28 protein-coding genes are annotated in these 23,249 nt (G+C 59.9%); 17 read left to right on the top strand and 11 right to left on the bottom strand.

The genetic code is table 11. The annotated features are described in order from the left end of the window. Positions 1–350 (top strand): hypothetical protein (locus CAF76_RS28795; RefSeq protein ID WP_085647221.1); only part of this gene is annotated, 350 nt, incomplete at its 5' end. A gap of 213 nt (positions 351–563) precedes the next feature. Here the strand turns inward: CAF76_RS28795 and CAF76_RS07355 are convergent. Continuing rightward, on the bottom strand, positions 564–1,784 hold the full coding sequence (locus CAF76_RS07355; RefSeq protein WP_085647208.1) for a CaiB/BaiF CoA-transferase family protein: 1,221 nt from the start codon (positions 1,782–1,784) through the stop codon (positions 564–566). Positions 1,785–1,797: 13 nt separating this feature from the next. Further along, the gene (locus CAF76_RS07350) at positions 1,798–2,979 is read right to left on the bottom strand and encodes an acyl-CoA dehydrogenase (RefSeq protein WP_007953903.1); all 1,182 of its coding nucleotides are present in this window, start codon (positions 2,977–2,979) and stop codon (positions 1,798–1,800) included. A 158-nt stretch (positions 2,980–3,137) separates the two neighbouring features. Between CAF76_RS07350 and CAF76_RS07345 the strand changes: the two genes are divergently transcribed. The 10 genes from CAF76_RS07345 (at position 3,138) to CAF76_RS07300 (ending at position 12,979) form a co-directional block, all read left to right on the top strand. Beyond that, positions 3,138–4,037: a LysR family transcriptional regulator gene (locus CAF76_RS07345; protein WP_085647207.1), complete on the top strand. Its 900-nt coding sequence runs from the start codon at positions 3,138–3,140 to the stop codon at positions 4,035–4,037. Between the two features lie 434 nt (positions 4,038–4,471). Beyond that, positions 4,472–5,593, top strand: coding sequence for a Re/Si-specific NAD(P)(+) transhydrogenase subunit alpha (locus tag CAF76_RS07340; protein ID WP_085647206.1), 1,122 nt, complete (start codon positions 4,472–4,474; stop codon positions 5,591–5,593). Positions 5,594–5,608: 15 nt separating this feature from the next. After that, entirely contained in the window at positions 5,609–5,929 is a 321-nt protein-coding gene (locus CAF76_RS07335; RefSeq protein ID WP_003220416.1) for an NAD(P) transhydrogenase subunit alpha, read from the top strand. Then, positions 5,929–7,362 carry an NAD(P)(+) transhydrogenase (Re/Si-specific) subunit beta gene (locus tag CAF76_RS07330; RefSeq protein WP_064592554.1) on the top strand — a complete coding sequence of 478 codons (1,434 nt, stop codon included), beginning with the start codon at positions 5,929–5,931 and terminating at the stop codon, positions 7,360–7,362. The genes CAF76_RS07335 and CAF76_RS07330 overlap by 1 nt, the downstream gene beginning before the upstream one ends. 214 nt (positions 7,363–7,576) lie before the next feature. After that, entirely contained in the window at positions 7,577–9,070 is a 1,494-nt protein-coding gene (locus CAF76_RS07325) for an acetyl-CoA hydrolase/transferase family protein (protein WP_085647205.1), read from the top strand. A gap of 321 nt (positions 9,071–9,391) precedes the next feature. After that, a complete protein-coding gene (locus tag CAF76_RS07320; RefSeq protein WP_003220409.1) occupies positions 9,392–9,607 on the top strand; it encodes a DUF1127 domain-containing protein in 216 nt (71 codons plus the stop codon). A 332-nt stretch (positions 9,608–9,939) separates the two neighbouring features. Next, positions 9,940–10,257, top strand: coding sequence for a DUF2388 domain-containing protein (locus tag CAF76_RS07315; protein WP_064592550.1), 318 nt, complete (start codon positions 9,940–9,942; stop codon positions 10,255–10,257). Positions 10,258–10,364: 107 nt separating this feature from the next. Then, positions 10,365–10,673, top strand: a complete 309-nt coding sequence (locus CAF76_RS07310; RefSeq protein WP_085647204.1) for a DUF2388 domain-containing protein — start codon at positions 10,365–10,367, stop codon at positions 10,671–10,673. A gap of 27 nt (positions 10,674–10,700) precedes the next feature. Beyond that, positions 10,701–11,021: a DUF2388 domain-containing protein gene (locus CAF76_RS07305; protein WP_039764795.1), complete on the top strand. Its 321-nt coding sequence runs from the start codon at positions 10,701–10,703 to the stop codon at positions 11,019–11,021. Continuing rightward, the gene (locus tag CAF76_RS07300) at positions 11,018–12,979 is read left to right on the top strand and encodes a DUF4105 domain-containing protein (RefSeq protein WP_085647203.1); all 1,962 of its coding nucleotides are present in this window, start codon (positions 11,018–11,020) and stop codon (positions 12,977–12,979) included. The genes CAF76_RS07305 and CAF76_RS07300 overlap by 4 nt, the downstream gene beginning before the upstream one ends. Before the next feature lie 65 nt (positions 12,980–13,044). Here CAF76_RS07300 and CAF76_RS07295 read toward each other — a convergent pair whose 3' ends face one another. The 3 genes from CAF76_RS07295 to trpB all read right to left on the bottom strand — a co-directional run bounded on the left by CAF76_RS07295 (position 13,045) and on the right by trpB (position 15,670). Further along, complete coding sequence (locus tag CAF76_RS07295) at positions 13,045–13,488, bottom strand: anti-virulence regulator CigR family protein (RefSeq protein WP_085647202.1); 444 nt, start codon at positions 13,486–13,488, stop codon at positions 13,045–13,047. A gap of 122 nt (positions 13,489–13,610) precedes the next feature. After that, a complete protein-coding gene (gene trpA, locus CAF76_RS07290; RefSeq protein ID WP_039764800.1) occupies positions 13,611–14,423 on the bottom strand; it encodes a tryptophan synthase subunit alpha in 813 nt (270 codons plus the stop codon). Further along, positions 14,423–15,670 (bottom strand): tryptophan synthase subunit beta, encoded by a 1,248-nt coding sequence (gene trpB / locus CAF76_RS07285; protein ID WP_039764801.1) that lies wholly within the window; start codon positions 15,668–15,670, stop codon positions 14,423–14,425. Before trpB ends, trpA begins: the two co-directional genes overlap by 1 nt. Before the next feature lie 112 nt (positions 15,671–15,782). Here trpB and CAF76_RS07280 point away from each other — a divergent pair, with 112 nt between their 5' ends. Continuing rightward, positions 15,783–16,700 carry a LysR family transcriptional regulator gene (locus CAF76_RS07280; RefSeq protein WP_085647201.1) on the top strand — a complete coding sequence of 306 codons (918 nt, stop codon included), beginning with the start codon at positions 15,783–15,785 and terminating at the stop codon, positions 16,698–16,700. On the opposite strand, the gene CAF76_RS07275 is transcribed toward CAF76_RS07280, so the two are convergent. Beyond that, on the bottom strand, positions 16,673–16,999 hold the full coding sequence (locus tag CAF76_RS07275; RefSeq protein ID WP_011331820.1) for a YqjD family protein: 327 nt from the start codon (positions 16,997–16,999) through the stop codon (positions 16,673–16,675). The genes CAF76_RS07280 and CAF76_RS07275 overlap by 28 nt on opposite strands. 156 nt (positions 17,000–17,155) lie before the next feature. Between CAF76_RS07275 and CAF76_RS07270 the strand changes: the two genes are divergently transcribed. Both CAF76_RS07270 and CAF76_RS07265 read left to right on the top strand, forming a co-directional pair. Then, on the top strand, positions 17,156–17,371 hold the full coding sequence (locus CAF76_RS07270; RefSeq protein ID WP_007953919.1) for a dodecin: 216 nt from the start codon (positions 17,156–17,158) through the stop codon (positions 17,369–17,371). A gap of 128 nt (positions 17,372–17,499) precedes the next feature. After that, entirely contained in the window at positions 17,500–17,724 is a 225-nt protein-coding gene (locus tag CAF76_RS07265; RefSeq protein ID WP_039764805.1) for a DUF1161 domain-containing protein, read from the top strand. A 61-nt stretch (positions 17,725–17,785) separates the two neighbouring features. Here CAF76_RS07265 and CAF76_RS07260 read toward each other — a convergent pair whose 3' ends face one another. Continuing rightward, positions 17,786–18,787, bottom strand: coding sequence for an LLM class flavin-dependent oxidoreductase (locus CAF76_RS07260; RefSeq protein WP_039764807.1), 1,002 nt, complete (start codon positions 18,785–18,787; stop codon positions 17,786–17,788). 243 nt (positions 18,788–19,030) lie between these two features. Here CAF76_RS07260 and CAF76_RS07255 point away from each other — a divergent pair, with 243 nt between their 5' ends. Continuing rightward, positions 19,031–19,462, top strand: a complete 432-nt coding sequence (locus CAF76_RS07255) for an OsmC family protein (protein WP_064592538.1) — start codon at positions 19,031–19,033, stop codon at positions 19,460–19,462. Between the two features lie 103 nt (positions 19,463–19,565). Further along, positions 19,566–19,805: a DUF1161 domain-containing protein gene (locus CAF76_RS07250; RefSeq protein ID WP_007953935.1), complete on the top strand. Its 240-nt coding sequence runs from the start codon at positions 19,566–19,568 to the stop codon at positions 19,803–19,805. Positions 19,806–19,811: 6 nt separating this feature from the next. Here the strand turns inward: CAF76_RS07250 and CAF76_RS07245 are convergent, their stop codons facing one another. After that, positions 19,812–20,231, bottom strand: a complete 420-nt coding sequence (locus tag CAF76_RS07245) for a hypothetical protein (RefSeq protein WP_085647200.1) — start codon at positions 20,229–20,231, stop codon at positions 19,812–19,814. 40 nt (positions 20,232–20,271) lie between these two features. Then, entirely contained in the window at positions 20,272–20,694 is a 423-nt protein-coding gene (locus CAF76_RS07240) for a hypothetical protein (RefSeq protein ID WP_085613559.1), read from the bottom strand. 58 nt (positions 20,695–20,752) lie between these two features. Between CAF76_RS07240 and CAF76_RS07235 the strand changes: the two genes are divergently transcribed. Continuing rightward, positions 20,753–21,835 (top strand): aminopeptidase, encoded by a 1,083-nt coding sequence (locus CAF76_RS07235; RefSeq protein WP_085647199.1) that lies wholly within the window; start codon positions 20,753–20,755, stop codon positions 21,833–21,835. 102 nt (positions 21,836–21,937) lie between these two features. Here CAF76_RS07235 and CAF76_RS07230 read toward each other — a convergent pair whose 3' ends face one another. Together CAF76_RS07230 and CAF76_RS07225 are read right to left on the bottom strand one after the other, a co-directional pair. Continuing rightward, the gene (locus CAF76_RS07230) at positions 21,938–22,588 is read right to left on the bottom strand and encodes an HAD family hydrolase (RefSeq protein ID WP_085647198.1); all 651 of its coding nucleotides are present in this window, start codon (positions 22,586–22,588) and stop codon (positions 21,938–21,940) included. 28 nt (positions 22,589–22,616) lie between these two features. Further along, positions 22,617–23,162 (bottom strand): gamma carbonic anhydrase family protein, encoded by a 546-nt coding sequence (locus CAF76_RS07225; RefSeq protein WP_085647197.1) that lies wholly within the window; start codon positions 23,160–23,162, stop codon positions 22,617–22,619. Positions 23,163–23,249 lie beyond the last annotated feature (87 nt).

Genomic DNA, 23,249 nt, shown 5'->3' with positions numbered 1-23,249 from the left:
GTGATGCTGATAATCTTTCTGACTATCAGTCTGACTCCACAAGCACCCACACGAATTGCTTGATTCAGTTGTTAAAGAGCGGTTGGTTAAGATCTTTCATCTCAACCGAGGCGCGCATTCTACAGCAGCCTCATTTGCTGTCAAGTGATTATTTTCAGAAGTTTTCGAAGATTTCTTCAACAACTTCAACCACTTGCGCTTCCGATCTCTCGTTAGCGGGAGGCGAATTCTACAGCGTTACACGCTGCTGTCAACACCTCTTTTCCTCCGCTTTCGACCGAGAGGATCGAACCGTTGAAAGCACCCAACAAACCGGCATTTCCAACTCCTTCCAGGCCTCGATAAACTGAAGCGACCCACTCTCGAAACCTACTTAACTCATTGAATCTCAAGGAGTTTTCCGTTTCGACTGCGCCGGAAGTGGGGCGAATTATAGAGACTCAGAATCTGCCGTCAACCCTTAATTTCGGCTTTCTTTCAATAACTTGCAGATAGGCCAAAAAACATCCAACTCCCTCTATATAGAAGAAGGATCCAATATCCCTTCTATATAGAGAGAACTCTCAGAGCACTCCATCCTCTTTCATCGCAGCCACTGCACCCGCTCCCAGCCCCAGCACCCGCTGCAAAACCTCCAAGGTATGCTCCCCCAACAAAGGAGGCGCACGGCGATACTCGACAGGAGTCCGCGACAACCGAATCGGGCTAGCCACCTGCGGCACCATCCCCGCCAGCGCGTGAGGCAGCTCGATCGCCAACCCGCGCGATTTCACCTGCGGATCCTCGAACACCTGTGACAGATCATTGATCGGCCCGCATGGCACGCCCGCCTGCTCCAGCTGACTCACCCACTCTGCGGTGGTCTTGAAGACGGTCGCCTGGCGGATCAGCGGAATCAGGACGGCCCGATTCGCGACTCGCAGCTTATTAGTCGCGAAACGCGGATCATCCGCCCACTGCGGTTGCCCCGCCACTTCGGCGAACTTGCGGAACTGTCCGTCATTACCCACCGTGAGAATGAAGTCACCGTCAGCCGTAGGAAAATCCTGATACGGCACGATGTTCGGATGCGCATTCCCCAGCCGCTTTGGCGCAGTGCCCGTCGTCAGATAGTTCATCGCCTGGTTGGCCAGGCATGCGACCTGAACATCCAGCAGCGCCATATCGATATGCTGCCCGCCGCCATCGTGATCACGATGAGCCAGCGCCGCCAGGATCGCCACGGTCGAATACAGGCCCGTCAGGATATCCGTAAGCGCCACACCCACCTTTACCGGCCCGGCCCCTTCATCACCCTCAGGTCGCCCGGTCAGACTCATCAGCCCACCAAGCCCCTGGATCATGAAGTCATAACCCGCACGCTTTGCATACGGCCCGGTCTGACCAAAACCGGTGATCGAGCAATAGATCAGATCCGGATTGATCGCCTTCAGCGATTCGTAATCCAGGCCATAAGCCGCCAGACCACCCACCTTGAAGTTCTCGATCAGGATGTCGGACTTGGCGGCCAACTCCCGTACCAGCTTCTGACCCTCGGGACGCGTGAAGTCGATCGTCACCGATTGCTTGTTGCGATTGGCCGACAGGTAATAAGCCGCCTCGCTGGTGTTCTCGCCATAAGCGTCCTTCAGGAATGGCGGCCCCCAGGCCCGAGTATCGTCACCATTACCCGGGCGCTCGACCTTGATCACTTCCGCCCCAAGATCGGCAAGAATTTGCCCGGCCCATGGGCCGGCCAGCACTCGCGATAAATCCAGTACCCGCAGATGCGACAGCGCGCCCATGGTCGCTCTCCTATTAATAGAACGCCTGCAGGCCGGTCTGCGCACGACCGAGGATCAGCGCGTGAACGTCGTGCGTACCTTCATAGGTATTCACCACTTCCAGGTTGACCAAGTGACGGGCCACACCGAATTCATCGGAGATCCCATTGCCGCCCAGCATGTCACGCGCCATGCGCGCGATATCCAGAGACTTGCCGCAAGAGTTGCGCTTCATGATCGAAGTGATTTCAACGGCAGCGGTGCCCTCATCTTTCATGCGACCCAGACGCAGGCAGCCTTGCAGCGCCAGAGTGATCTCGGTCTGCATGTCAGCCAGCTTCTTCTGGATCAACTGAGTAGCGGCCAACGGACGGCCGAACTGCTGACGATCCAGGGTGTACTGGCGAGCGGTGTGCCAGCAGAACTCGGCCGCGCCCAGCGCACCCCAGGAAATGCCATAACGTGCAGAGTTGAGGCAGGTGAACGGACCTTTCAGACCACGCACGTCCGGAAAGATGTTCTCTTCCGGCACGAACACGTTATCCATGACGATTTCGCCGGTAATCGAAGCCCGCAGGCCGACCTTGCCGTGAATCGCCGGAGCGCTCAGGCCTTTCCAGCCCTTCTCAAGAACGAAGCCGCGAATATCGCCAGCATCATCTTTGGCCCACACCACGAACACATCGGCGATCGGGCTGTTGGTGATCCACATCTTGGCGCCGGTCAGGCTGTAGCCGCCGTCGACTTTGCGTGCACGCGTAATCATCGCTCCCGGGTCGGAACCGTGGTTCGGTTCGGTCAGACCGAAGCAGCCGATCCACTCGCCGGACGCCAGCTTCGGCAGGTACTTCTGCTTCTGTGCTTCGGTGCCGAATTCGTTGATCGGCACCATCACCAGGGAAGACTGCACACTCATCATCGAACGGTAGCCGGAGTCGACACGCTCGACTTCACGGGCAATCAGGCCATAGCTGACGTAGTTGAGGCCGCTGCCACCGTACTGCTCCGGGATGGTCGCGCCCAACAGGCCAACCTCACCCATCTCACGGAAGATCGCCGGATCGGTCTTCTCATGGCGGAAGGCTTCGAGAACGCGCGGCGCGAGGCTCTGCTGGGCGAATTGCTCGGCAGTGTCGCGGATCATGCGTTCTTCTTCAGTCAGCTGTTGATCCAGCAGCAGGGGATCGATCCAGTTGAAGCTAGCTTTACCGCCCATGAGTGAGTCCTCGCAAATCGGGTGAATTAACGTGGCATTGATCCTAGGCCCGCTTCGCTGTCCCGGCAAACGAGGATTTCGCATCCTGTTGTGCTAATTTCTCACTCCGAAACGTCGCGAAATGCCGATTAAGCGATGTATTAGTGAGGTTGACGTACATGCGCCGTAAGATCCCCAGCACCACCGCCCTGATCAGCTTCGAGGCCGCTGCCCGTCACGAGAGCTTTACCAAGGCCGCCGAAGAACTTTCCCTCACCCAAGGCGCCATTTGCCGACAGATCGCCAGTCTGGAAGATTTCCTCAGCGTCGAACTTTTCCGGCGCTCGCGTCGCGGAGTGAAGCTGACGGAAGCGGGGCTTTCCTACAGCCGTCGAGTAGCGACCCAACTCGATGCCGTAGAACGCGACACCCTGTCGGTAATGGGCCAGCAAGGTACCAACGTGATTGAGCTCGCCGTGGTGCCCACCTTCGGCACGCAATGGCTGTTGCCAAGACTGAAGGACTTCCAGCTCAAGCACCCGGAAGTGACGGTCAACCTGACCAACCGCACGCGCCCGTTCCTGTTTGCCGACACTGACTTCGATGCCGCCATCTACTTTGGAGATGCCGATTGGTCCGGTACCGAATCCCACAGGCTGATGGGCGAGAATCCGATGCCGGTTTGCAGTCCCGCCCTGCTCGGCAACAAGACGCATCTGACACCCGATGAGATCGCCGATCTGCCGCTGCTCCAGCAAACCACCCGTCCCTACGCCTGGCGACAGTGGTTCAACTCGCAACACCTGAACATCCCACGCGACATGACAGGTCCGCGCTACGAACTATTCTCCATGCTGGCTCAGGCGGCCATGCACGACATGGGCATCGCGCTGATCCCACCATTCCTGATTCAGCGCGAACTGGCCGAGAAACGCCTGATGATTGCCAACCCGAACGCACTCTCCAGCATCAAGGCGTATTACCTGATGATTCCGGAGCGAAAGGTCGAATCGGCGTCACTCAAGGCTTTTCGCGACTGGCTGGTGAATCAGGCACACAGCTACAACCTAGAAGGCTAAAGGGTTTCAGCGATTGCTAACCCCGTAGTCAGAAAAATCAAAGCCCTACAGATATAACTATTTGTCGCAAATAGACAGACTGTATCCGAAAGTCGTACAGACGTCCCACAAGCGGCTGACGACGTGGCTTTGCGCCCTCATTCGCGACGCATTGCGGCCTATTCACGTCACCGATGAGAAAATTCTTCAAATTCATCCAGACACCTTGAAAGGCACGGCCTGCAAGGGATTCAACTGGCCATCTGCGACATTCGGTCACGGGATGACTTGTAGTTAATTTTCCGTCACCCGTCATAATCCCTTGAAGGGCATAAACTTCGCCTGCAAAATGCCGCGCCCCGCCCTGATTTGGCGGGATCGTGCTGATCGGCCGCCCCAGTCGCACCATCCGTAGTGCATGGGTTTACTCAATAAGATCACGCAGGAGATTTGACGTGCACATTGGTGTTCCTCTCGAAACCCAGACCGGTGAAACACGGGTTGCTGCAACCCCGGAAACCATTAAAAAGCTGATCAGCCAAGGTCATAAGGTCACTGTGCAAACCGGCGCCGGCGTTAAAGCCAGCGTTGTCGACAGTGCCTATGAAGCGGCAGGCGCAACCATTGGCAGTGCCAATGACGCGTTTGGCGCCGAGCTGATTCTCAAAGTGGTCGCGCCAAGCGATGCCGAACTGACGCTGATCAAGCGCGGAACGGTGCTGGTGGGCATGCTCAACCCGTTCAACAACGACACCATCGCGAAGATGGCCGAGTGCGGGATTACCGCGTTCGCCCTGGAAGCGGCGCCACGCACCTCCCGGGCCCAGAGTCTCGACGTGTTGTCGTCCCAGGCGAACATTGCCGGCTATAAAGCCGTGCTGCTGGCTGCTCACTACTATCCGCGCTTCATGCCGATGCTGATGACGGCTGCGGGCACCGTGAAAGCAGCGCGCGTGCTGATTCTGGGGGCTGGTGTGGCCGGGTTGCAGGCGATTGCCACGGCGAAACGTCTGGGTGCCGTCATCGAAGCGTCCGACGTACGTCCGGCCGTGAAGGAACAGATCGAATCCCTCGGCGCCAAGTTCGTCGACGTGCCTTACGAGACCGATGAAGAACGCGAATGCGCAGTCGGCGTCGGCGGTTACGCACGCCCGATGCCGGCGAGCTGGATGCAGCGTCAGGCCCAGGCCGTGCACGAGCGCGCCAAGCAGGCTGACATCGTCATCACCACCGCACTGATCCCGGGCCGTAAGGCACCGACGCTGCTGAGTGCGGACACCGTCGCGCAGATGAAACCCGGCTCGGTGGTCATCGACCTCGCGGCAGCCCAGGGTGGCAACTGCCCGCTGACCGTGGCCGATCAGGTCGTGATCGAGAACGGCGTGACCATCGTCGGCCCGACCAACCTCGCCGGTGAAGTCGCCGCAGACGCCTCGGCGCTGTACGCACGCAACCTGCTGGACTTCCTGAAGCTGGTATTCACCAAAGAAGGCCAGTTCGTAGTGAACCTCGAAGACGACATCGTCGCCGCGTGCCTGATGTGCCGCGACGGCCAAGTCATCCGCAAAAACGCCTAAGCAGGGACTCAGACGATGGAAGAGCTTATCTCCCCCGGTATCTACAACCTGATCATCTTCGTGCTGGCGATTTATGTCGGTTACCACGTGGTCTGGAACGTTACACCCGCGCTGCACACGCCGCTGATGGCAGTAACCAACGCCATTTCGGCGATCGTGATCGTCGGCGCCATGCTCGCCGCCGCACTGACTGTCACCCCGCTGGGCAAGACCATGGGCACCCTCGCCGTGGCACTGGCCGCGGTCAACGTGTTCGGTGGCTTCCTGGTCACCCGCCGCATGCTTGAGATGTTCAAGAAGAAAGCCCCGAAAGCAAAAGAAGAGGCGCCGAAGTAATGAGCATGAATCTCGTCACGACGCTCTACCTGATCGCGTCGATCTGCTTCATCCAGGCCCTCAAAGGTCTGTCGCACCCGACCACGTCGCGCCGCGGCAACCTGTTCGGCATGCTTGGCATGGCGCTGGCAATCATCACCACGGTCGGCCTCATCTATAAGCTGGGCGCTGAGCTGGCAACTGCTGGCATCGGTTACGTGATCATCGGCCTGCTGATCGGCGGCACCGCCGGTTCGATCATGGCCAAGCGCGTTGAAATGACCAAGATGCCGGAGCTGGTTGCGTTCATGCACAGCATGATCGGCCTGGCAGCGGTGTTCATCGCCATTGCGGCGGTGGTCGAGCCGCAGTCGCTGGGCATCGTCAAGCAACTGGGCGACTCAATCCCGGCGGGTAACCGCCTGGAGCTGTTCCTCGGCGCGGCCATTGGTGCAATTACCTTCTCCGGTTCGGTGATCGCGTTCGGCAAGCTGTCGGGTAAATACAAGTTCCGTCTGTTCCAGGGTGCACCGGTACAGTTCAGCGGTCAGCACAAGCTGAACGCGGTACTGGGGCTGGCGACGCTGATCCTCGGTGTTACCTTCATGTTGACCGGCAACCTCGCCGCGTTCGCCCTGATGCTGGCTCTGGCGTTCGTCATGGGCGTGCTGATCATCATCCCGATCGGTGGCGCCGATATGCCGGTGGTGGTGTCGATGCTCAACAGCTATTCCGGCTGGGCAGCGGCGGGTATCGGCTTCTCGCTGAACAACTCGATGCTGATCATTGCAGGTTCGCTGGTGGGTTCGAGCGGTGCGATCCTCTCGTACATCATGTGCAAGGCGATGAACCGTTCCTTCTTTAATGTACTGCTCGGCGGTTTTGGCAATACCGCAGACGCCGGTCCTGCCGGTGAGAAGGAAGCCCGTCCGGTGAAATCCGGTTCGGCTGACGATGCGACTTTCCTGCTGACCAACGCCGACACCGTGATCATCGTTCCGGGTTATGGACTGGCGGTGGCTCGCGCGCAGCACGCACTGAAAGAGCTGACCGAGAAGCTGACCCACCATGGCGTGACCGTGAAATACGCGATCCACCCAGTGGCCGGTCGGATGCCTGGCCACATGAACGTACTGCTGGCCGAGGCCGAAGTGCCGTACGACCAGGTGTTCGAGATGGAAGACATCAACTCCGAGTTCGGTCAGGCCGACGTGGTACTGGTGCTCGGCGCCAACGACGTGGTGAACCCGGCCGCCAAGAACGATCCGAAATCGCCGATTGCCGGCATGCCGATCCTCGAAGCGTTCAAGGCCAAGACCATCATCGTCAACAAGCGCTCGATGGCCAGCGGCTATGCCGGTCTGGACAACGAACTGTTCTATCTGGACAAGACCATGATGGTGTTCGGCGACGCGAAAAAAGTCATCGAAGACATGGTCAAAGCGGTCGAGTAACTCGCTCGCTGCTTACCGGACGCCCCGACTTGTCGGGGCGTTTTTGTTTGCGCAAACCGTCGGACAATTTGCCGCGTTGTTGCAGATCCAGTAACGGTGTTTTACTTGAAACCCGCTAAATAGACGCCTCGTTTGCGACCTTGGTAGCGGGACAGGCGCTCGCGAAATTCACTAGACTGCGCATCCTGCTACTCGCTGCCCGAGAAAATAATCCATGTACCGTGACCGTATTCGCCTGCCTTCGTTGTTGGATAAAGTGATGAGCGCCGCCGACGCCGCTGCGCTGATTGAGGACGGCATGACCGTCGGCATGAGCGGCTTCACCCGCGCCGGCGAAGCCAAGGCCGTGCCCCATGCGCTGGCCGAGCGAGCCAAGGTCACGCCGCTGAAGATCAGCCTGATGACCGGCGCCAGTCTGGGCAACGACCTCGACAAGCAACTGACCGAGGCTGGCGTGCTGTCCCGGCGCATGCCGTTTCAGGTCGACAGCACCCTGCGCAAGGCAATCAACGCCGGCGAAGTAATGTTCATCGACCAGCACCTGTCGGAAACCGTCGAGCAACTGCGCAACCAGCAGCTGAAGCTGCCGGACATCGCCGTCATCGAAGCCGTGGCCATCACCGAACAGGGCCACATCGTGCCGACCACTTCGGTGGGCAACTCGGCGAGCTTCGCGATCTTCGCCAAACACGTGATCGTCGAGATCAACCTGGCGCACAACGCCAACCTCGAAGGCCTGCACGACATATACATCCCGACCTACCGCCCGACCCGCACGCCGATCCCGCTGGTAAAGGTTGACGACCGCATCGGCAGCACCGCGATCCCGATCCCGCCGGAGAAGATCGTCGCCATCGTCATCACCCAGCAGTCGGATTCGCCGTCCACCGTGTCCTCACCGGATTTCGACACCAAAGCCATCGCCGATCACCTGATCACCTTCCTCAAGCAGGAAGTCGATGCCGGGCGCATGACCAACAAGCTCGGCCCGTTGCAGGCCGGGATCGGCAACATCGCCAACGCGGTGATGTGCGGGCTGATCGATTCGCCGTTCGAAGACCTGACCATGTACTCCGAAGTGCTGCAGGACTCGACCTTCGACCTGATCGACGCCGGCAAGCTGAGCTTCGCCTCGGGCAGCTCGATCACCCTGTCGGAGCGGCGCAACAGCGACGTGTTCGGCAATCTGGAGAAGTACAAAGACAAGCTGGTGTTGCGCCCGCAGGAAATCTCCAACCACCCGGAAGTGGTGCGGCGCCTAGGCATCATCGGCATCAACACGGCCCTTGAGTTCGACATCTATGGCAACGTCAACTCGACCCACGTCTGCGGCACGCGGATGATGAACGGCATCGGTGGCTCGGGCGACTTCGCTCGCAACGCACACCTGGCGGTGTTCGTGACCAAGTCGATCGCCAAGGGCGGCGCGATTTCCAGCGTGGTGCCGATGGTCAGCCACGTCGACCATACCGAGCATGACGTCGACATCCTGGTGACCGAGGTGGGCCTGGCCGACCTGCGCGGCCTGGCGCCACGGGAACGCGCCCGGGTGATCATCGACAACTGTGTGCACCCGGACTTCCGCCAGGCGCTGAACGACTACTTCGACAAAGCCTGCGCGATCGGCGGCCACACCCCGCACATTCTGCGTGACGCCCTGAGCTGGCACATCAATCTGGAAGAAACCGGACGCATGCTGGCGGTGTAATCCGCACAGATTTTCCGCTGGCGCAAACACAGTTTCGCCAGCGGGATTTTGAAAACCACTGCAATCGTCAAAAACTGTACTGCTGTACCGGTCATTTCCTACAGCTTTTACCTACTCACATCATCGAAATGGGTCAAAATGCACCAAATAAGCGCAGACAGGTACAGTTTGCGCAATTTTGACCCGTACACCCCCTATAAACAGTTAACTGGTCACTCACAATACAGGTGAACTGTATCTAGAGAGTCTGGCCAAACGAGAGGATCATGGGCACCAGTTAAACCACTACCTAATCCCGCCACAAGCGGAAGGATGTCAACCATGGAACGTACACTCAGTTCCGAACTGTTCTTCGAAGACAAAGCTGCAAAAACCCAGGCTTCCCTGCCTCTGCGCGTTATCGCCAACCTGATGTTGTGGCAGCGCCGCATCTCCAGCCGCCACCAACTGGCTCGTCTGGACTCGCGTCTGCTGGCCGATGCCGGTATCAGCGAAGCACAACGCTACGAAGAGCTGAGCAAGCCGTTCTGGCGCTAATCAGCGTCGCTGGCTCTGGTCGCTAGACCCACCGCCAGCAACCCGAATTGAATAAACAAGACCCGTCGCGGGAAACCGCGACGGGTCTTGTCGTTTGTGCCCTGAGAAAACCGAGTAGCCACCCTCGATCATCGGACAGGTACAGTTCTCATACTTAAATGCAAGACGGGTACAGTTACGAGAAATCGGTTCAGGCCAGCATCCTGACCACTGTGCGAAGTTGAAACGGAAGCCTAAGCTCCATTCAGAACGTGGCGAATGCTGTGCAACTGGCGTCTGACCTTCAGACACCGAGCCACCTCTCAATACGGTTTATCCACAGGAGTTCCCCCATGTCCCGTCTTCGTCTTCTTAGCGCCGCCGCCCTGCTGGCCGTAGCTGCAAACGCCAGCGCCAGCAGCTTCATCGTGACCACCGACGCCGTGGTTGGCGCGCTCAAGTCTTCTTCAGATGCCACCTCCGACGTTACGTCGTCCTTCCGTGACGACAAGATCGTGCTCGCTGCCCGTGACGACGCTGCCAGCTTCGTGGCCAGCGAAGGTGAAATCCGTGGCGTGAAACTGGAGAGCGCACTGGATCACATCCGTCATCAGGCTCCGCAACTGAACGCGACCGACGCACAGCTGGCCCAGGCCATTCTGACGATCTAAGCGACAGGGGCATCGCGGGACACGCCGGTCGTGTCCCGATGTTTCGGCGCTGGCTCTAGTCGGGGCATTGCGCTAGCCTTGGGACTCGCCAACAGTTGCCGAGTCCCATGCGTTTTCTTTCAAATCTGCTTATCCCTGCTTTACTGCTCACCGCCTGCTGGATTCCTCTGGCAGACGCCTTCGATGTGTCCACACAGAACACCGTGGTCAGCGTCTGGGCCACGGGCATGGTTTCTTCCGCACCGTTCGACCGTAAACTGATCATCGCCGCGCACGACGATGCCGCAGCGTTCGTTGCCAGTGACGGCCAGATGCGCGGCGCACAGCTCGAATCTGCGCTGCATTACCTGCGCAAGAGCCGGCCAAAACTTCATGTCAGTGACCTTGAACTGGCACAGGCAATTCTCGTCCAATAGTCATCCCTGTCCTTTCGGAGTCGTTCCATGCGTAGCCCGCTGATTGCTGCCGCCCTTGGCCTGCTGTTGTTGGCCGATATGGCCCAGGCGCACACCCTGGTAGCCACCAGTAACATCATTGTCCGCGCCTCCCAGCGCACCATCGATTTCACCTCCGACACCACTACGTCGATTCGCGATTCGAAAATCATCCGCGAAGCCCATGACGACGCTGCCAGTTTCGTGGCCAGCGACGGTGATATCCGTGGTGCAAACCTGGAAGCGGCCTTCAAGACCTTGCGCACCCGCGTGCCGGAAGCCCGCGACGCCAGTGATCAGGTACTCGCCGAAGCCATCCTCGCACTGTGAGGTCACTCGGCGCCTGGCTGCTGGCCGGGGCGTTGTTGCTGTTTGGCAACAGCGCCCACGCCGGCCTGCAATTGCGGCTCAAGACCGATGGCTTGAGCCCCACCCAACAACAGGCCAGCCAGGCGCTGCTCGATGAAGCCATGCAGGCATTGCCGCCGAGCTTCATCGAACGCCTGGATCGGCGCATCGATGTCGGCTGGACCGACGACATGCCCGGCAACGCCTATGGTCAGGCGACGCTCGTCTCCGAACTGGACCTGAACCGCAAACTGCTCGCCAGCCTCGCCGACGGCAGTGCGGCGAAGGAAAAAACCAATCGCCCCCACGGCACCGTTCGCCGAGAACTGCTGGCCACGGTGCTGCACGAAATCACCCACATTTACGATCGCGCGCGCTTGTGGCCGGCGGCCGAGCGCACGCTGATCCAGCGCTGCACCCGGCGCAACAACAGCGCCGGGCTGATCGGCATTCCCGATGAGTGCCGCGGCCAGAACGGTCGGCGCTTCACCCTCAGCGATGATCCACGCCTGCTGGACCTCGCCGGCTGGCAACAATACGTTGGCCGTCGTGGCGAACGTGAACAGCACAACCGGCAGATTGCCCGCAGCCCCGACCTCTACGAAATCTCCAGCCCGAAGGAGTTTGTCGCGGTCAACATGGAGTACTTTCTCCTCGACCCGAGCTACGCCTGCCGGCGCCCGGCGCTGTATCGCTATTACCAGGAACACTTCGGCTGGGCACCGCCGGCCAAGGATGCGTGCGCCAAAACCTTTGCCTTCCTCAATGCCGGCAACGACTTTGCCAAACAGCCCCTGGGCCAGGTCGATCCGGAGCGGGTGTACGCGGTGGATTACCTGTTGGCCGAAGCCAACCAGAACTGGGTCAGCCGTTGGGGCCACAGCATGTTGCGTCTGGTGATCTGCGCACCGGGCCGGCCACGCGGGCCGGACTGCCGACTGGATCTGGATCAGCATCTGGTGTTGTCGTACCGCGCTTTCGTCGGCGACGTGCAGCTGTCGAGCTGGGACGGGCTGGTCGGCAAGTACCCTTCGCGACTGTTCGTGCTGCCGCTGGCGCAGGTGATCGACGAATACACCAAGACCGAACTGCGCAGCTTGGCGTCGGTGCCGCTGAATCTCTCGCGCAGCGAAATCGAGGGCGTGGTCGAACACGCCGCCGAAGTGCACTGGAGCTACGACGGCAATTACTTCTTCCTCTCCAACAACTGTGCGGTCGAAGGCTTGAAACTGCTGCGCAGCGGCAGCAATAACGCCCGGTTGACCGGCCTCGACAGCATCATGCCCAACGGTTTGCTGGAAGTGCTGAAGGGGCGAGGCCTGGCCGACACCAGCGTGCTCGATGATCCGAAAGAGGCGCTGCGCCTGGGTTATCGCTTCGACTCGTTCCGTGATCGATATCAAGCGATGTTCGATGTGTTGAAGAAGCAATTGCCGATCAAGCAGACAACCGTTGAAGAATGGCTTTCGCTGTCTGCCGAGGAGCGTCGTCCATGGTTCGAACGGGCTGACCTGCGCACCAGCGCCGCGCTGTTGTTGCTGGAGCAAGCCAGTTTCCGCCGCCAACTGTTGCTCGCTCAGGATGAGGTCAAGCAACGCTACCTCGGCGCCCGTGAGCTGGAGAACGGAGGCATGGACAAGGCCAACGCCACCTTGCAGCAGATTCTCGCCAACAGCGGCTTCCTCAGCCGACCGGCAGAATTGCTCGACTCCCGAGGTTATGGCCTGCCGCAACCGAGCGAATTCAGCCGACTGGAAGCGGAAAGCAGCCAGCGTCAGAAACAGTTGCTGGCCTTGACCGGCGATCTGGATAAGGAAGTGCGCGCGTTACTGGAACCCAAACGAGCAGCCGAGATTGCGGCCAGCGAGGCCAACGTGAAGCAGATCGGCGAGCATCTGCGCAAACTGCACAAAGCCTCGGGCGGATTGGAGTTGCCCTGAACAGCAGCCCTGAAAACAAAAGACCGCAGCCCGTAAAGGCTGCGGTCTTTTTTATTGCCTGACGATCAGTACAGAACGTCATCCAACACTTCGTAAACGATCCCAGTGCCCACCGCGATCAGCACGATGTCACCGCCGGCACGACGCCATTCATAACCCGGGTAATACGGCAAACGACTCAAGGCCCGGTTATCCAGGCGCTCGCCGTAATAGCCATGGGGCAGCGGTCGGCCACGGACCAGATGGATGCCTGGAGGTGGCGGCGCACCGCGCACGAAATAGCCATGATTGTCACGGATCACCTGACGCACCGGGCCGAAATCCCGAGGCGGCGGGCCGCCGCGATGGTTGCTTTGCCAATCATGGTGATCACCACCGCGATTGTCGTAGTGGCCCTGTTGCGGGCCGCCGTGGTCGTGATCGTCGCGCGGATCGGCGCTGGCCAGCAGCGGCGTCGCGCTGATCATCAGCACGCCCAGACTGGCAATCAGACGTTTCGGCATTTTCATCGGGTCTTTCCTCACTGCACTGACAGCAAAAAGGGATTCAGAACGTGGCTCTGAACCCCTCGGTCTTGCTCAATTAGTCTGTGTCGTGAGGCTCTAATTCCTCTGTATCAGGAACTTTACCTTCAGCTGACGCGAGCCTTACGCACGCCTTCGGACAGCGCCGAGCACAGGCTCAGCACGCCGTCGATGGCCTGGTCCGGTGTGGTCGCATTGGCGATGTGATCGATCAGCGCCGAGCCCACCACCACACCGTCGGCCAGACGCGCGATGGACGCGGCCTGCTCCGGCGTGCGGATACCAAAACCGATGCTGATCGGCAGATCGGTATGACGACGCAGACGTGCCACCGCTTCCTCGACGTGTTCCAGAGTTGCCGCACCGGCACCGGTCACACCAGCGACCGACACGTAGTAAACGAAGCCTGAGCTGCCATTCAACACTTTCGGCAGACGCGCGTCATCGGTGGTCGGGGTGGTCAGACGAATGAAGTCGATGCCCGCAGCCTGGGCCGGGTCGCACAGTTCCGAGTTGTGCTCCGGTGGCATGTCGACCACGATCAGGCCATCGACGCCGGCCTCTTTGGCTTCGGCGATGAAACGCTCGACGCCGAACTTGTGGATCGGGTTGAAGTAACCCATCAGCACCAGCGGCGTGTCGCTGTTGTCCTGGCGGAACTCGCGGACCATTTGCAGGGTTTTGACCAGGTTCTGCTTGGCGCCCAGGGCACGGATGTTCGCCAGCTGAATCGCCGGGCCATCGGCCATCGGGTCGGTGAACGGCATGCCCAGTTCGATCACATCGGCACCGGCTTTCGGCAGGCCTTTGAGGATCGCCAGCGAAGTGTCGTAGTCCGGGTCGCCAGCGGTGACGAAGGTCACGAGGGCGGCGCGATTCTGTTCTTTGAGTTCGGCAAAGCGGGTTTGCAGGCGGCTCATCAGTGTTTCTCCTGCTTCGATTGCTCTTGTTGAGAGTGTTCCATGTGGTGCATGACGGTCTGCATGTCTTTGTCGCCGCGGCCGGACAGGTTGACCACCATCAGGTGATCCTTCGGCAGTGTCGGTGCGCGTTTGAAGACTTCGGCCAAGGCGTGGGCGCTTTCCAGTGCCGGGATGATCCCTTCCAGACGGCAGCACTGGTGGAACGCAGCGAGGGCTTCGTCGTCGGTCACCGAGGTGTACTGGACGCGGCCGATGTCATGCAACCACGCGTGCTCAGGGCCGATGCCCGGATAGTCGAGGCCGGCGGAAATCGAGTGGGCGTCGATGATCTGGCCATCGTCGTCCTGCAGCAGGAAGGTGCGGTTGCCGTGCAACACACCCGGTACGCCACCGTTGAGGCTGGCCGCGTGCTTACCGGTCTCGATGCCATAACCGGCGGCTTCCACGCCGATGATCTCGACGCTCTTGTCATCGAGGAACGGGTGGAACAGGCCCATGGCGTTGGAACCGCCGCCGATGCACGCCACCAGGCTGTCCGGCAGGCGACCTTCCTGAGCTTGCAGCTGATCGCGGGTTTCCTTGCCGATCACGGCCTGGAAGTCGCGAACCATGGCTGGATAAGGGTGCGGGCCGGCCACGGTGCCGATCAGGTAGAAGGTGCTGTCGACGTTGGTCACCCAGTCACGCAGCGCTTCGTTCATTGCGTCTTTCAGGGTGCCGGTGCCGGCGACCACCGGGATCACCTCGGCGCCCAGCAGCTTCATGCGGAACACGTTGGCCTGCTGGCGCTCGATGTCGGTGGTGCCCATGTAGATCACGCAATCCAGACCGAAACGCGCAGCCACGGTGGCGGTGGCTACGCCGTGCATGCCGGCTCCGGTCTCGGCGATGATGCGTTTCTTGCCCATGCGCCGCGCCAGCAGGATCTGGCCGATACAGTTGTTGATCTTGTGCGCGCCGGTGTGGTTCAGCTCTTCGCGCTTGAGGTAGATCTTGGCGCCACCGCAGAACTCGGTCAGGCGCTCGGCGAAATACAGCGGGCTCGGACGTCCGACGTAGTCACGCTGGAAATAGGCCAATTCCTCTTTGAACGCCGGATCTTCCTTGGCCGCCTCGTATTCGCGGGCCAGATCGAGGATCAACGGCATAAGGGTTTCGGCGACGTAACGGCCGCCGAACGAGCCAAACAGGCCGTTGGCGTCAGGGCCGTTACGCAGATCGGAGGTGTTCGAAGTCTGGGTCATGGTTCGCTCCAGCGGATTTCACGAGAAGACAATGGCGTTCACTCTACCCCTGACCTTCCGGGCTGAAAACCGATAAGATCGCCACAACCTGTCAGGAAAACTCACAGATATCATGAGCCATGACCTTCCCCCGCTGAACGCCCTGCGCGCCTTCGAAGCCACCGCCCGCCTGAACAGTGTCAGCCAGGCTGCGGAGCAGCTGCACGTGACTCACGGTGCGGTCAGCCGGCAGCTCAAGGTGTTGGAAGAGCATCTCGGCGTCAGTCTGTTCGTCAAGGACGGTCGTGGCCTGAAACTCACAGATGCCGGTATCCGCCTGCGCGATGCCAGCGGCGAGGCGTTCGACCGCTTGCGCAGCGTCTGCGCCGAACTGACCCAAAGCACCGCCGATGCGCCGTTCGTACTCGGTTGCTCCGGTAGCTTGCTGGCACGCTGGTTCATTCCGCGACTGGGAAGGCTGAATACCGATCTTCCGGACTTGCGTCTGCACTTGTCCGCCGGTGAAGGCGATCTCGACCCGCGTCGCCCGGGGCTGGATGCATTGCTGCTGTTCGCCGAACCGCCATGGCCGGCAGACATGCAAGTCTATGAGCTAGCCAGCGAGCGCATCGGCCCGGTCATGAGCCCGCTGTTCAGCGGCTACCAGCGCCTGCAATCGGCACCGCCCATTGCCCTGCTCGATGAACCCTTGCTGCACACGACTTCACGCCCGCAAGCCTGGCCGAGCTGGGCGCAGCAAAGCGGCCTCAACGCCAAGGCGTTGAAGATGGGGCAAGGTTTCGAGCATTTGTATTACTTGCTGGAAGCGGCCGTCGCCGGGCTGGGAGTGGCGATCGCGCCGGAACCGCTGGTGACCGAAGACTTGAAGGCCGGACGCCTGGTCGCGCCGTGGGGTTTCAGCGAAACCCCGGCGCAACTGGCGTTGTGGCTACCCAAGCGCGCCGCGGACGGGCGCGCCCGGCAATTGGCGCAGTGGCTCAGGAACGAACTGCGCCAGGCGGATCACTCGCCGCGCTTGAACAGCAAGTAAGCGGCCAGCAGACCCAGCGCACCGACCGCCACACCGGCAGTCGTCCACGGGTGTTCCTGCGCGTAATCGCGGGTGGCGATCCCGGTCTCGCGGGTTTTGACTTTGACTTCTTCGTAGGCATCGCTGAGCAGGCTGCGCGAATGTTTCAGCGCGCTTTCAGCGTTGCTCTTGAGCGCCTTGAGGGTCTTGCGCGACTCGTCAGAAGCGTCGTCCTTCAGGCTTTCCAACGACTTGAGCAGACTCTCGATCTCCGCTTCCATGCTTTGCAACGAGGCTTTGCGTAACGAGGTGTTGGCCATGGTGGCTCTCCTGCATTGGTGATGAGTGGCGTGTGTTGGTTGGGACTTCAGCGTTTCTGGAAAGTGCAGAAAATCTGAACTTCCTCTCGCTCGGAACGCCGAAATCAACACGGCAAATCGCTGCTAGGCTCAATTGAACACTTCAAGGAGAACACCATGAGTGACCATCACACCTACAAGAAAGTCGAGCTGGTCGGTTCGTCCACCAGCAGCATCGAAGACGCCATCAACAATGCGTTGGCCGAGGCCAACAAGAGCATCAAGCATCTGGAATGGTTTGAAGTGACCGAAACCCGCGGCCACATCAAGGATGGCAAGGCTGCCCACTTTCAAGTGACCCTGAAAGTCGGGTTCCGGATAGCCAGCAGCTGAGTTTGGTCTACGCTTCTGAACTTGCGCGCTGGCCGAGTGCCATAGGAATGGCAATGCGCTACGAGGTGAGTGCATCGAGCGAACGGCTCGATGCCCGCCTTAATTAATCCGACCAGGGAGTGCGACCGATGAAGAAGTTGATATTGGCAGTAGGTTTGTTGAGCCTTGCGGGTGGTGCGTTTGCTGCCGGCAAGCCCTGTGAAGAACTGAAGGCTGAAATCGCGGCCAAGCTGGATGCCAAGGGCGTTTCCGGGTATTCGCTGGAGATTGTCGACAAGGGTGCGGCCAGTGGCGGCAAAGTCGTAGGCACCTGCGAAGGCGGCGCCAAAGAGATCGTCTACACCCGCGGCTGATCACGCCGGAAAAACAAAAGCCGACGCTATGCGTCGGCTTTTTTGTGCGCGGCTATCGGGCTCAGCCCTTCATCACCTGCGCCAGCAGTTCGTAGGAATGCAGGCGATCGGCATGTTCGTAAAGGTCGCAGGTGAAGATCAGCTCATCAGCCTGGGTCTGTTCGATCAGCACTTCGAGTTTCGCGCGGATTTTCTGCGGACTGCCGACCATCGCCAGACCAAGGAAATCACCCACGGCCTCACGCTCGTGGGGCAGCCACAGGCCGTCCATGGTTTTCACCGGTGGGCGCTGCACCAGACTTTGCCCACGCATCAGGGCGAGAATTCGCTGGTACACCGAGGTCGCCAGGTAGTCGGCCTGTTCATCGGTGTCGGCTGCCACCAACGGCACACCGAGCATTACGTACGGCTTGTCGAGCACCGCCGATGGCTTGAAGTGATTGCGGTAGACGCGAATCGCCTCGTGCATGAAACGCGGTGCGAAATGCGAGGCGAAAGCGTAGGGCAAACCGCGCTCACCGGCCAGTTGCGCACTGAACAGACTCGAGCCGAGCAGCCAGATCGGCACGTTGGTGCCGGTTCCCGGCATCGCGATCACCCGCTGATCCGGCGTGCGCGGACCTAGAAAGCGCGCCAGCTCAGCCACGTCTTCCGGGAAATCATCAGCACTGCCGGAACGCTCACGACGCAAGGCACGGGCGGTCATCTGATCGGAACCCGGCGCACGGCCCAGGCCGAGGTCGATACGTCCCGGATACAGGCTTTCGAGGGTGCCGAACTGCTCGGCGATCACCAGTGGTGCGTGGTTGGGCAACATCACGCCGCCAGAGCCGACGCGGATGGTCGACGTGCCGCCGGCCAGATAACCCAGCAACACCGAGGTGGCGGAACTGGCGATGCCATCCATGTTGTGGTGCTCGGCGACCCAGAACCGCGTGTAGCCAAATTTCTCGACATGCTGCGCCAGGTCCAGCGAGTTGCGCAGCGACTGGGCCGGGCTGCCGTTCTCGCGCACCGGCACCAGATCGAGGGTGGAAAATTTTACGTCGGACAGTTGCTTCATAAACCTGCATCTCCGATTGAGGGCGCAGGTGTGTTCTTGGCGAACGCGAACCTGCCCAATTCATAAGCGTGTTCTGTGCAATAAGGGCATATACCCGAGTTTCAATAGCCAATCCGAAATTTCCTACTAAAAAAGTCAACGATTCACTTGGGCTGAACTTTGTTCCGGCGTCTATCCTCAGAAGCCTTGCAGGCAAAAACCACGACGGCGCGGCGTTTCGCGCCCGAATTGAAGGAGGCACACATGGCTATCGTGAAGAAGGCATCCGCGCATTGGGAAGGTGACCTGAAAACCGGCATCGGCTCGATTTCCACCGAAACCGGCGTCCTGCGTGAAGCGCCCTACGGCTTCAAGGCCCGCTTCGAAGGCGGCAAGGGCACCAATCCGGAAGAACTGATCGGCGCCGCCCATGCGGGTTGTTTCTCCATGGCGTTTTCGATGATTCTCGGCGACGCCGGGCTCAAGGCCGACAGCATCGACACCCAGGCTGAGGTCACGCTGGATCAGGTGGACGGCGGCTTTGCAATCACCGCAGTGAAACTGATCCTCAAGGCAAAAATTCCGGGAGCGACCCAGGCGCAGTTCGAAGAGCTGAGCAACAAGGCCAAGGAAGGTTGCCCGGTGTCCAAGGTGCTGAATGCGAAGATCAGTCTCGACGCATCGCTGGACAGCTGACTGCCTTGAGCCGGATCAGAACCCGCCAGGCAAAAGTGTGGTCGAATAAATGACAGCAGCTTTCGCGCATCTTCGTGCGCGCTGCTTCGATGGAGCTTCAACCATGAAACGTTTTGCCTTGGCGGTTATCTGTGGCGTGCTGGCAACGTCGGCCTTCGCAGCGCCCAAAGACTGCGAAGAACTCAAGCAAGAGATCGAAATCAAGATTCAGGCGAACGCCGTGCCCTCCTACACCCTGGAGATAGTTTCCAAAGAGGAGGCGGAAAAACACGACATCGCCATGATCGTCGGCACCTGCGACAACGGCACCAAAGCCATCATCTATCAGAAGAACGACCGCTGATACGCCTCAGATGATGCAGTTGACTTCGCGATCCTCGGCGACGATTTCCCGCCTGTCGTTGTAAAGGCGGGCACTCGGGGTGAATGCCAGAGAGCGGCCTTCCAGCCTGTAACGCTGCCCTGCCTCGAAATGATCGTAGCGGATGGTCAGGTAGCACAGGCGCTCCACAGGGCCGGTCATCAGGCTGCCGCCTCCGCCGAACACTTCAAAGTCGAAACGCACCCGCAACTCATGGCTGCCGGGCGTAACCTGAAAGAAACGCCCATCAGTCAGTCGCTGGTTGTCGAGACGCTCGGCCATCAGCAACTTACCGCCCGGGGACGGCGTCGAGAACTCGACCCAGGCCATGTTCGGATCGACGGGGGGCAACGGTGTGTGGCAACCGGCGAGCAAGCCTGCGACCAGCAACAGCATCAACGTGCGCATGATGGATGTCCGTGAGTTCGGACATCCAGCATAACGCTGATCAGGTTCGCTGGCAGCCCGCCGGCGTGCCCTGGCCCACCACGTTGCGTTGTTGATCGTAGAGTTTGGCCCACGGGCGGAAACCGATGCTTCCCGCCTGCAACTGATAACGCTGGCCGGCGTTGAAATCCTTGAATTTCACGCTCAACTGACAATCACGCCAAAGCGGCTCGGCATCCGGGCCGATATTGGTCGCCTCGACCGGAAATTGATAACGCACCCTCAGCTCATGGCTGCCGGGCTGCACTTCGAAGTAACGATGATCGACGGCAGCCTTGTCGTCGACTTCCAGCGCCTGCAGCGCCGTGTCCTGTTGCCGGGCATCCAGATCGATCCAGGCTTGCGAGGGGTCAGGGGTCGGCATTCCGAATCCGGCACAACCGGCCAGCGTCAGCACGCTTCCTGTCAGTATCAACATGCGCATAGCGAAGCTCCAATGGGCGGGATAGTCTTGGGCAGACTTTCCGGGGGGATTTTTTATTTTGATCAGGCCGCTTCCAAGCCATGGGTTACTTGATCGCGTTTTGCGGATTTTGTTTCCGGGTGTGATGATTTTGTTGCTCAACGGTTGCTCAAGCCTGAGCTATTACAGCCAGCTGGCCAGCGGTCAGCTGCAGCTTTTGCGGGCGCGGGAGCCGGTGGCCAAGGTGATCGCCGACCCGGCTCGCGACGCCAAGCTGCGCACTCACCTGGCCCAATCCCAGAAAGCCCGGACCTTCGCCAGCGAACACCTGCACCTGCCGGACAACCAAAGCTATCGCCTCTACGCCGATATCGGTCGGCCGTTTGTCGTGTGGAATGTGTTCGCCACCCCGGAGTTTTCCCTGAGCCCGCAGAACCATTGCTTCCCGATTGCCGGTTGCGTGGCCTATCGCGGCTATTACAGCCAGAGTGCGGCGCGGGGCGAAGCCGCGATTCAGCGCCTGCAGGGTATGGACGTGTCGATCGGCGGCGTCGAGGCCTACTCGACCCTGGGCTGGTTCAACGACCCGATCCTCAATTCGATGATGGGCTGGGGCGACGAGCGTCTGGCGACGCTGATCTTCCACGAACTGGCCCACCAGCGTTTCTATGTGAAGGACGACACCGAATTCAACGAGTCCTTCGCGACCTTCGTCGAGCAGGAAGGTACGCGGCAGTGGCGAGCGTTTCGGGGCTTGCCCCCGGAACACGACTCGAAGCTGAAGCAACGGGATCAATTCATTCAGTTGATCCTCGATACCCGCTCACGTCTTGAAAAACTCTATGCACAACCATTGGCGACAGCGCAGATGCGCGAGCGCAAGGCGGCGGAGTTCGAACGGTTTCGACAGGACTACCGAACAATGCGCGATAGCCAGTGGGCCGGCGACAAACGCTATGACGCCTGGGTCAATGCGCCGTTGAACAACGCGCGGCTGTTGCCGTTCGGGCTTTATGACCATTGGGTGCCGGCGTTTGCGGCGTTGTTCAGGCAGGTCGATGGGGATTGGCTGAGGTTTTATGCGCAGGTGGAGAGATTGGGTGAGTTGCCGGCGACTGAGCGCAAAGCGGCGCTGAAAGCGTTGGTAGATTCGAAAGTCTGAGTGGCTGAAAGGTCCTGTTCGCGAGCAAGCCCGCTCACACATTAAGTCTGTGATCAACACAAAACCAATGTGGGAGCGGGCTTGCTCGCGAAGGCTATCTGATCAGCGCTGCAAAAATGCCTGATGCAACTGATCCAAAGTCTCGAAGTGATAAGCCGGCGCCTCGGCATTCAACTCTTCAAAACTGCCAAACCCATAACCAACAGCCGCTGCATCCAGACCGTTGCTGCGAGCACCGATCAGGTCGTGCTTGCGGTCACCGATCATCAGCGTGCTGGCCGGGTCCAGCCCTTCCTCGGCCATCAGGTGGGCAATCAGCTCGACCTTGTTGGTACGAGTGCCGTCCAGTTCGCTGCCGTAGATCACCTTGAAGTGCTTGGCAAAATCAAAGTGCCGGGCGATTTCCCGGGCGAACACCCACGGCTTCGACGTCGCGATATACAGCTGCCGGCCCTGGCTGCTCAGGGTTTCCAGCAACGGCGTGACGCCTTCGAACACCCGATTCTCGTATAACCCGGTGACCTTGAAGCGCTCGCGATAGAAATTCACCGCCTCCCACGCCTTGGCTTCATCAAAACCATAAAACTGCATGAATGCCTGCAACAGCGGCGGGCCGATGAAGTGTTCCAGCTTGGTCAGGTCCGGCTCATCGATGCCGAGTTTGCTCAAGGCGAACTGGATGGAACGGGTGATGCCCTCACGCGGATCGGTGAGGGTGCCATCGAGGTCGAACAGTACGGTCTGGTAATGCATGAAAAATCCCGGGCGGTAGAGAGAAAAGTCAGAGCTGGTCGTAGCCTTCAGCCAGATGCAGGTCCTTGAGCTTCACGTAGTTCGCCGCGCTGTAGGTGAAAAAGGCGTTTTCCTTGTCGGTCAGCGGACGAACCTGTTTCACCGGACTGCCCACGTACAGAAATCCGCTTTCCAGGCGCTTGCCCGGCGGCACCAGGCTGCCGGCGCCGATGATCACGTCGTCCTCGACCACCGCGCCGTCCATCACGATGCTGCCCATGCCGATCAGCACGCGGCTGCCAACGGTGCAGCCGTGCAACATGACCTTGTGGGCGATGGTCACGTCATCGCCGATCAGCAGCGGGAAGCCGTCCGGGTTGAACGGGCCGGCGTGGGTGATGTGCAACACGCAGCCGTCCTGCACGCTGGTGCGCGCACCGATGCGGATGCGGTGCATGTCGCCGCGGATCACGGTCAGCGGCCACACGGAGCTGTCTTCGCCGATTTCGACGTCGCCGATCACCACCGCCGAGCCGTCGACAAAAGCGCCTTTGCTCAAGCGTGGGGTGTGATTCTGGTACTTGCGAAGGGACACGATTAGTTCTCTCTCTGTCGCCGATAGCTGCGGTGGGTGTCGATTGTAATTAAGATGGGCGCATGTTTCTTCCAGCCAAGGTGCCAA

The organism is Pseudomonas sp. B40(2017) (assembly GCF_002112855.1).
Classification (GTDB): Bacteria; Pseudomonadota; Gammaproteobacteria; order Pseudomonadales; family Pseudomonadaceae; genus Aquipseudomonas; species Aquipseudomonas pharyngis.
Note: the sequence above shows the minus strand (reverse complement) of the source record. Positions and strands in the feature narration are given on the sequence as shown.

What these genes read in the sequence shown, in the direction of transcription:
- CAF76_RS07315 (WP_064592550.1), top strand. Translation starts at nt 9,940, where the DNA reads ATGTCCCGTCTTCGTCTTCTTAGCGCCGCCGCCCTGCTGGCCGTAGCT.
- CAF76_RS07280 (WP_085647201.1), top strand. Translation starts at nt 15,783, where the DNA reads ATGAGCCATGACCTTCCCCCGCTGAACGCCCTGCGCGCCTTCGAAGCC.
- CAF76_RS07250 (WP_007953935.1), top strand. Translation starts at nt 19,566, where the DNA reads ATGAAACGTTTTGCCTTGGCGGTTATCTGTGGCGTGCTGGCAACGTCG.
- CAF76_RS07335 (WP_003220416.1), top strand. Translation starts at nt 5,609, where the DNA reads ATGGAAGAGCTTATCTCCCCCGGTATCTACAACCTGATCATCTTCGTG.
- CAF76_RS07320 (WP_003220409.1), top strand. Translation starts at nt 9,392, where the DNA reads ATGGAACGTACACTCAGTTCCGAACTGTTCTTCGAAGACAAAGCTGCA.
- CAF76_RS07255 (WP_064592538.1), top strand. Translation starts at nt 19,031, where the DNA reads ATGGCTATCGTGAAGAAGGCATCCGCGCATTGGGAAGGTGACCTGAAA.
- trpB (WP_039764801.1), bottom strand. Translation starts at nt 15,670, where the DNA reads ATGACCCAGACTTCGAACACCTCCGATCTGCGTAACGGCCCTGACGCC.
- CAF76_RS07345 (WP_085647207.1), top strand. Translation starts at nt 3,138, where the DNA reads ATGCGCCGTAAGATCCCCAGCACCACCGCCCTGATCAGCTTCGAGGCC.
- CAF76_RS07265 (WP_039764805.1), top strand. Translation starts at nt 17,500, where the DNA reads ATGAAGAAGTTGATATTGGCAGTAGGTTTGTTGAGCCTTGCGGGTGGT.
- CAF76_RS07295 (WP_085647202.1), bottom strand. Translation starts at nt 13,488, where the DNA reads ATGAAAATGCCGAAACGTCTGATTGCCAGTCTGGGCGTGCTGATGATC.
- CAF76_RS07310 (WP_085647204.1), top strand. Translation starts at nt 10,365, where the DNA reads ATGCGTTTTCTTTCAAATCTGCTTATCCCTGCTTTACTGCTCACCGCC.
- CAF76_RS07260 (WP_039764807.1), bottom strand. Translation starts at nt 18,787, where the DNA reads ATGAAGCAACTGTCCGACGTAAAATTTTCCACCCTCGATCTGGTGCCG.
- CAF76_RS07270 (WP_007953919.1), top strand. Translation starts at nt 17,156, where the DNA reads ATGAGTGACCATCACACCTACAAGAAAGTCGAGCTGGTCGGTTCGTCC.
- CAF76_RS07355 (WP_085647208.1), bottom strand. Translation starts at nt 1,784, where the DNA reads ATGGGCGCGCTGTCGCATCTGCGGGTACTGGATTTATCGCGAGTGCTG.
- trpA (WP_039764800.1), bottom strand. Translation starts at nt 14,423, where the DNA reads ATGAGCCGCCTGCAAACCCGCTTTGCCGAACTCAAAGAACAGAATCGC.
- CAF76_RS07275 (WP_011331820.1), bottom strand. Translation starts at nt 16,999, where the DNA reads ATGGCCAACACCTCGTTACGCAAAGCCTCGTTGCAAAGCATGGAAGCG.
- CAF76_RS07305 (WP_039764795.1), top strand. Translation starts at nt 10,701, where the DNA reads ATGCGTAGCCCGCTGATTGCTGCCGCCCTTGGCCTGCTGTTGTTGGCC.
- CAF76_RS07245 (WP_085647200.1), bottom strand. Translation starts at nt 20,231, where the DNA reads ATGCGCACGTTGATGCTGTTGCTGGTCGCAGGCTTGCTCGCCGGTTGC.
- CAF76_RS07325 (WP_085647205.1), top strand. Translation starts at nt 7,577, where the DNA reads ATGTACCGTGACCGTATTCGCCTGCCTTCGTTGTTGGATAAAGTGATG.
- CAF76_RS07230 (WP_085647198.1), bottom strand. Translation starts at nt 22,588, where the DNA reads ATGCATTACCAGACCGTACTGTTCGACCTCGATGGCACCCTCACCGAT.
- CAF76_RS07330 (WP_064592554.1), top strand. Translation starts at nt 5,929, where the DNA reads ATGAGCATGAATCTCGTCACGACGCTCTACCTGATCGCGTCGATCTGC.
- CAF76_RS07240 (WP_085613559.1), bottom strand. Translation starts at nt 20,694, where the DNA reads ATGCGCATGTTGATACTGACAGGAAGCGTGCTGACGCTGGCCGGTTGT.
- CAF76_RS07350 (WP_007953903.1), bottom strand. Translation starts at nt 2,979, where the DNA reads ATGGGCGGTAAAGCTAGCTTCAACTGGATCGATCCCCTGCTGCTGGAT.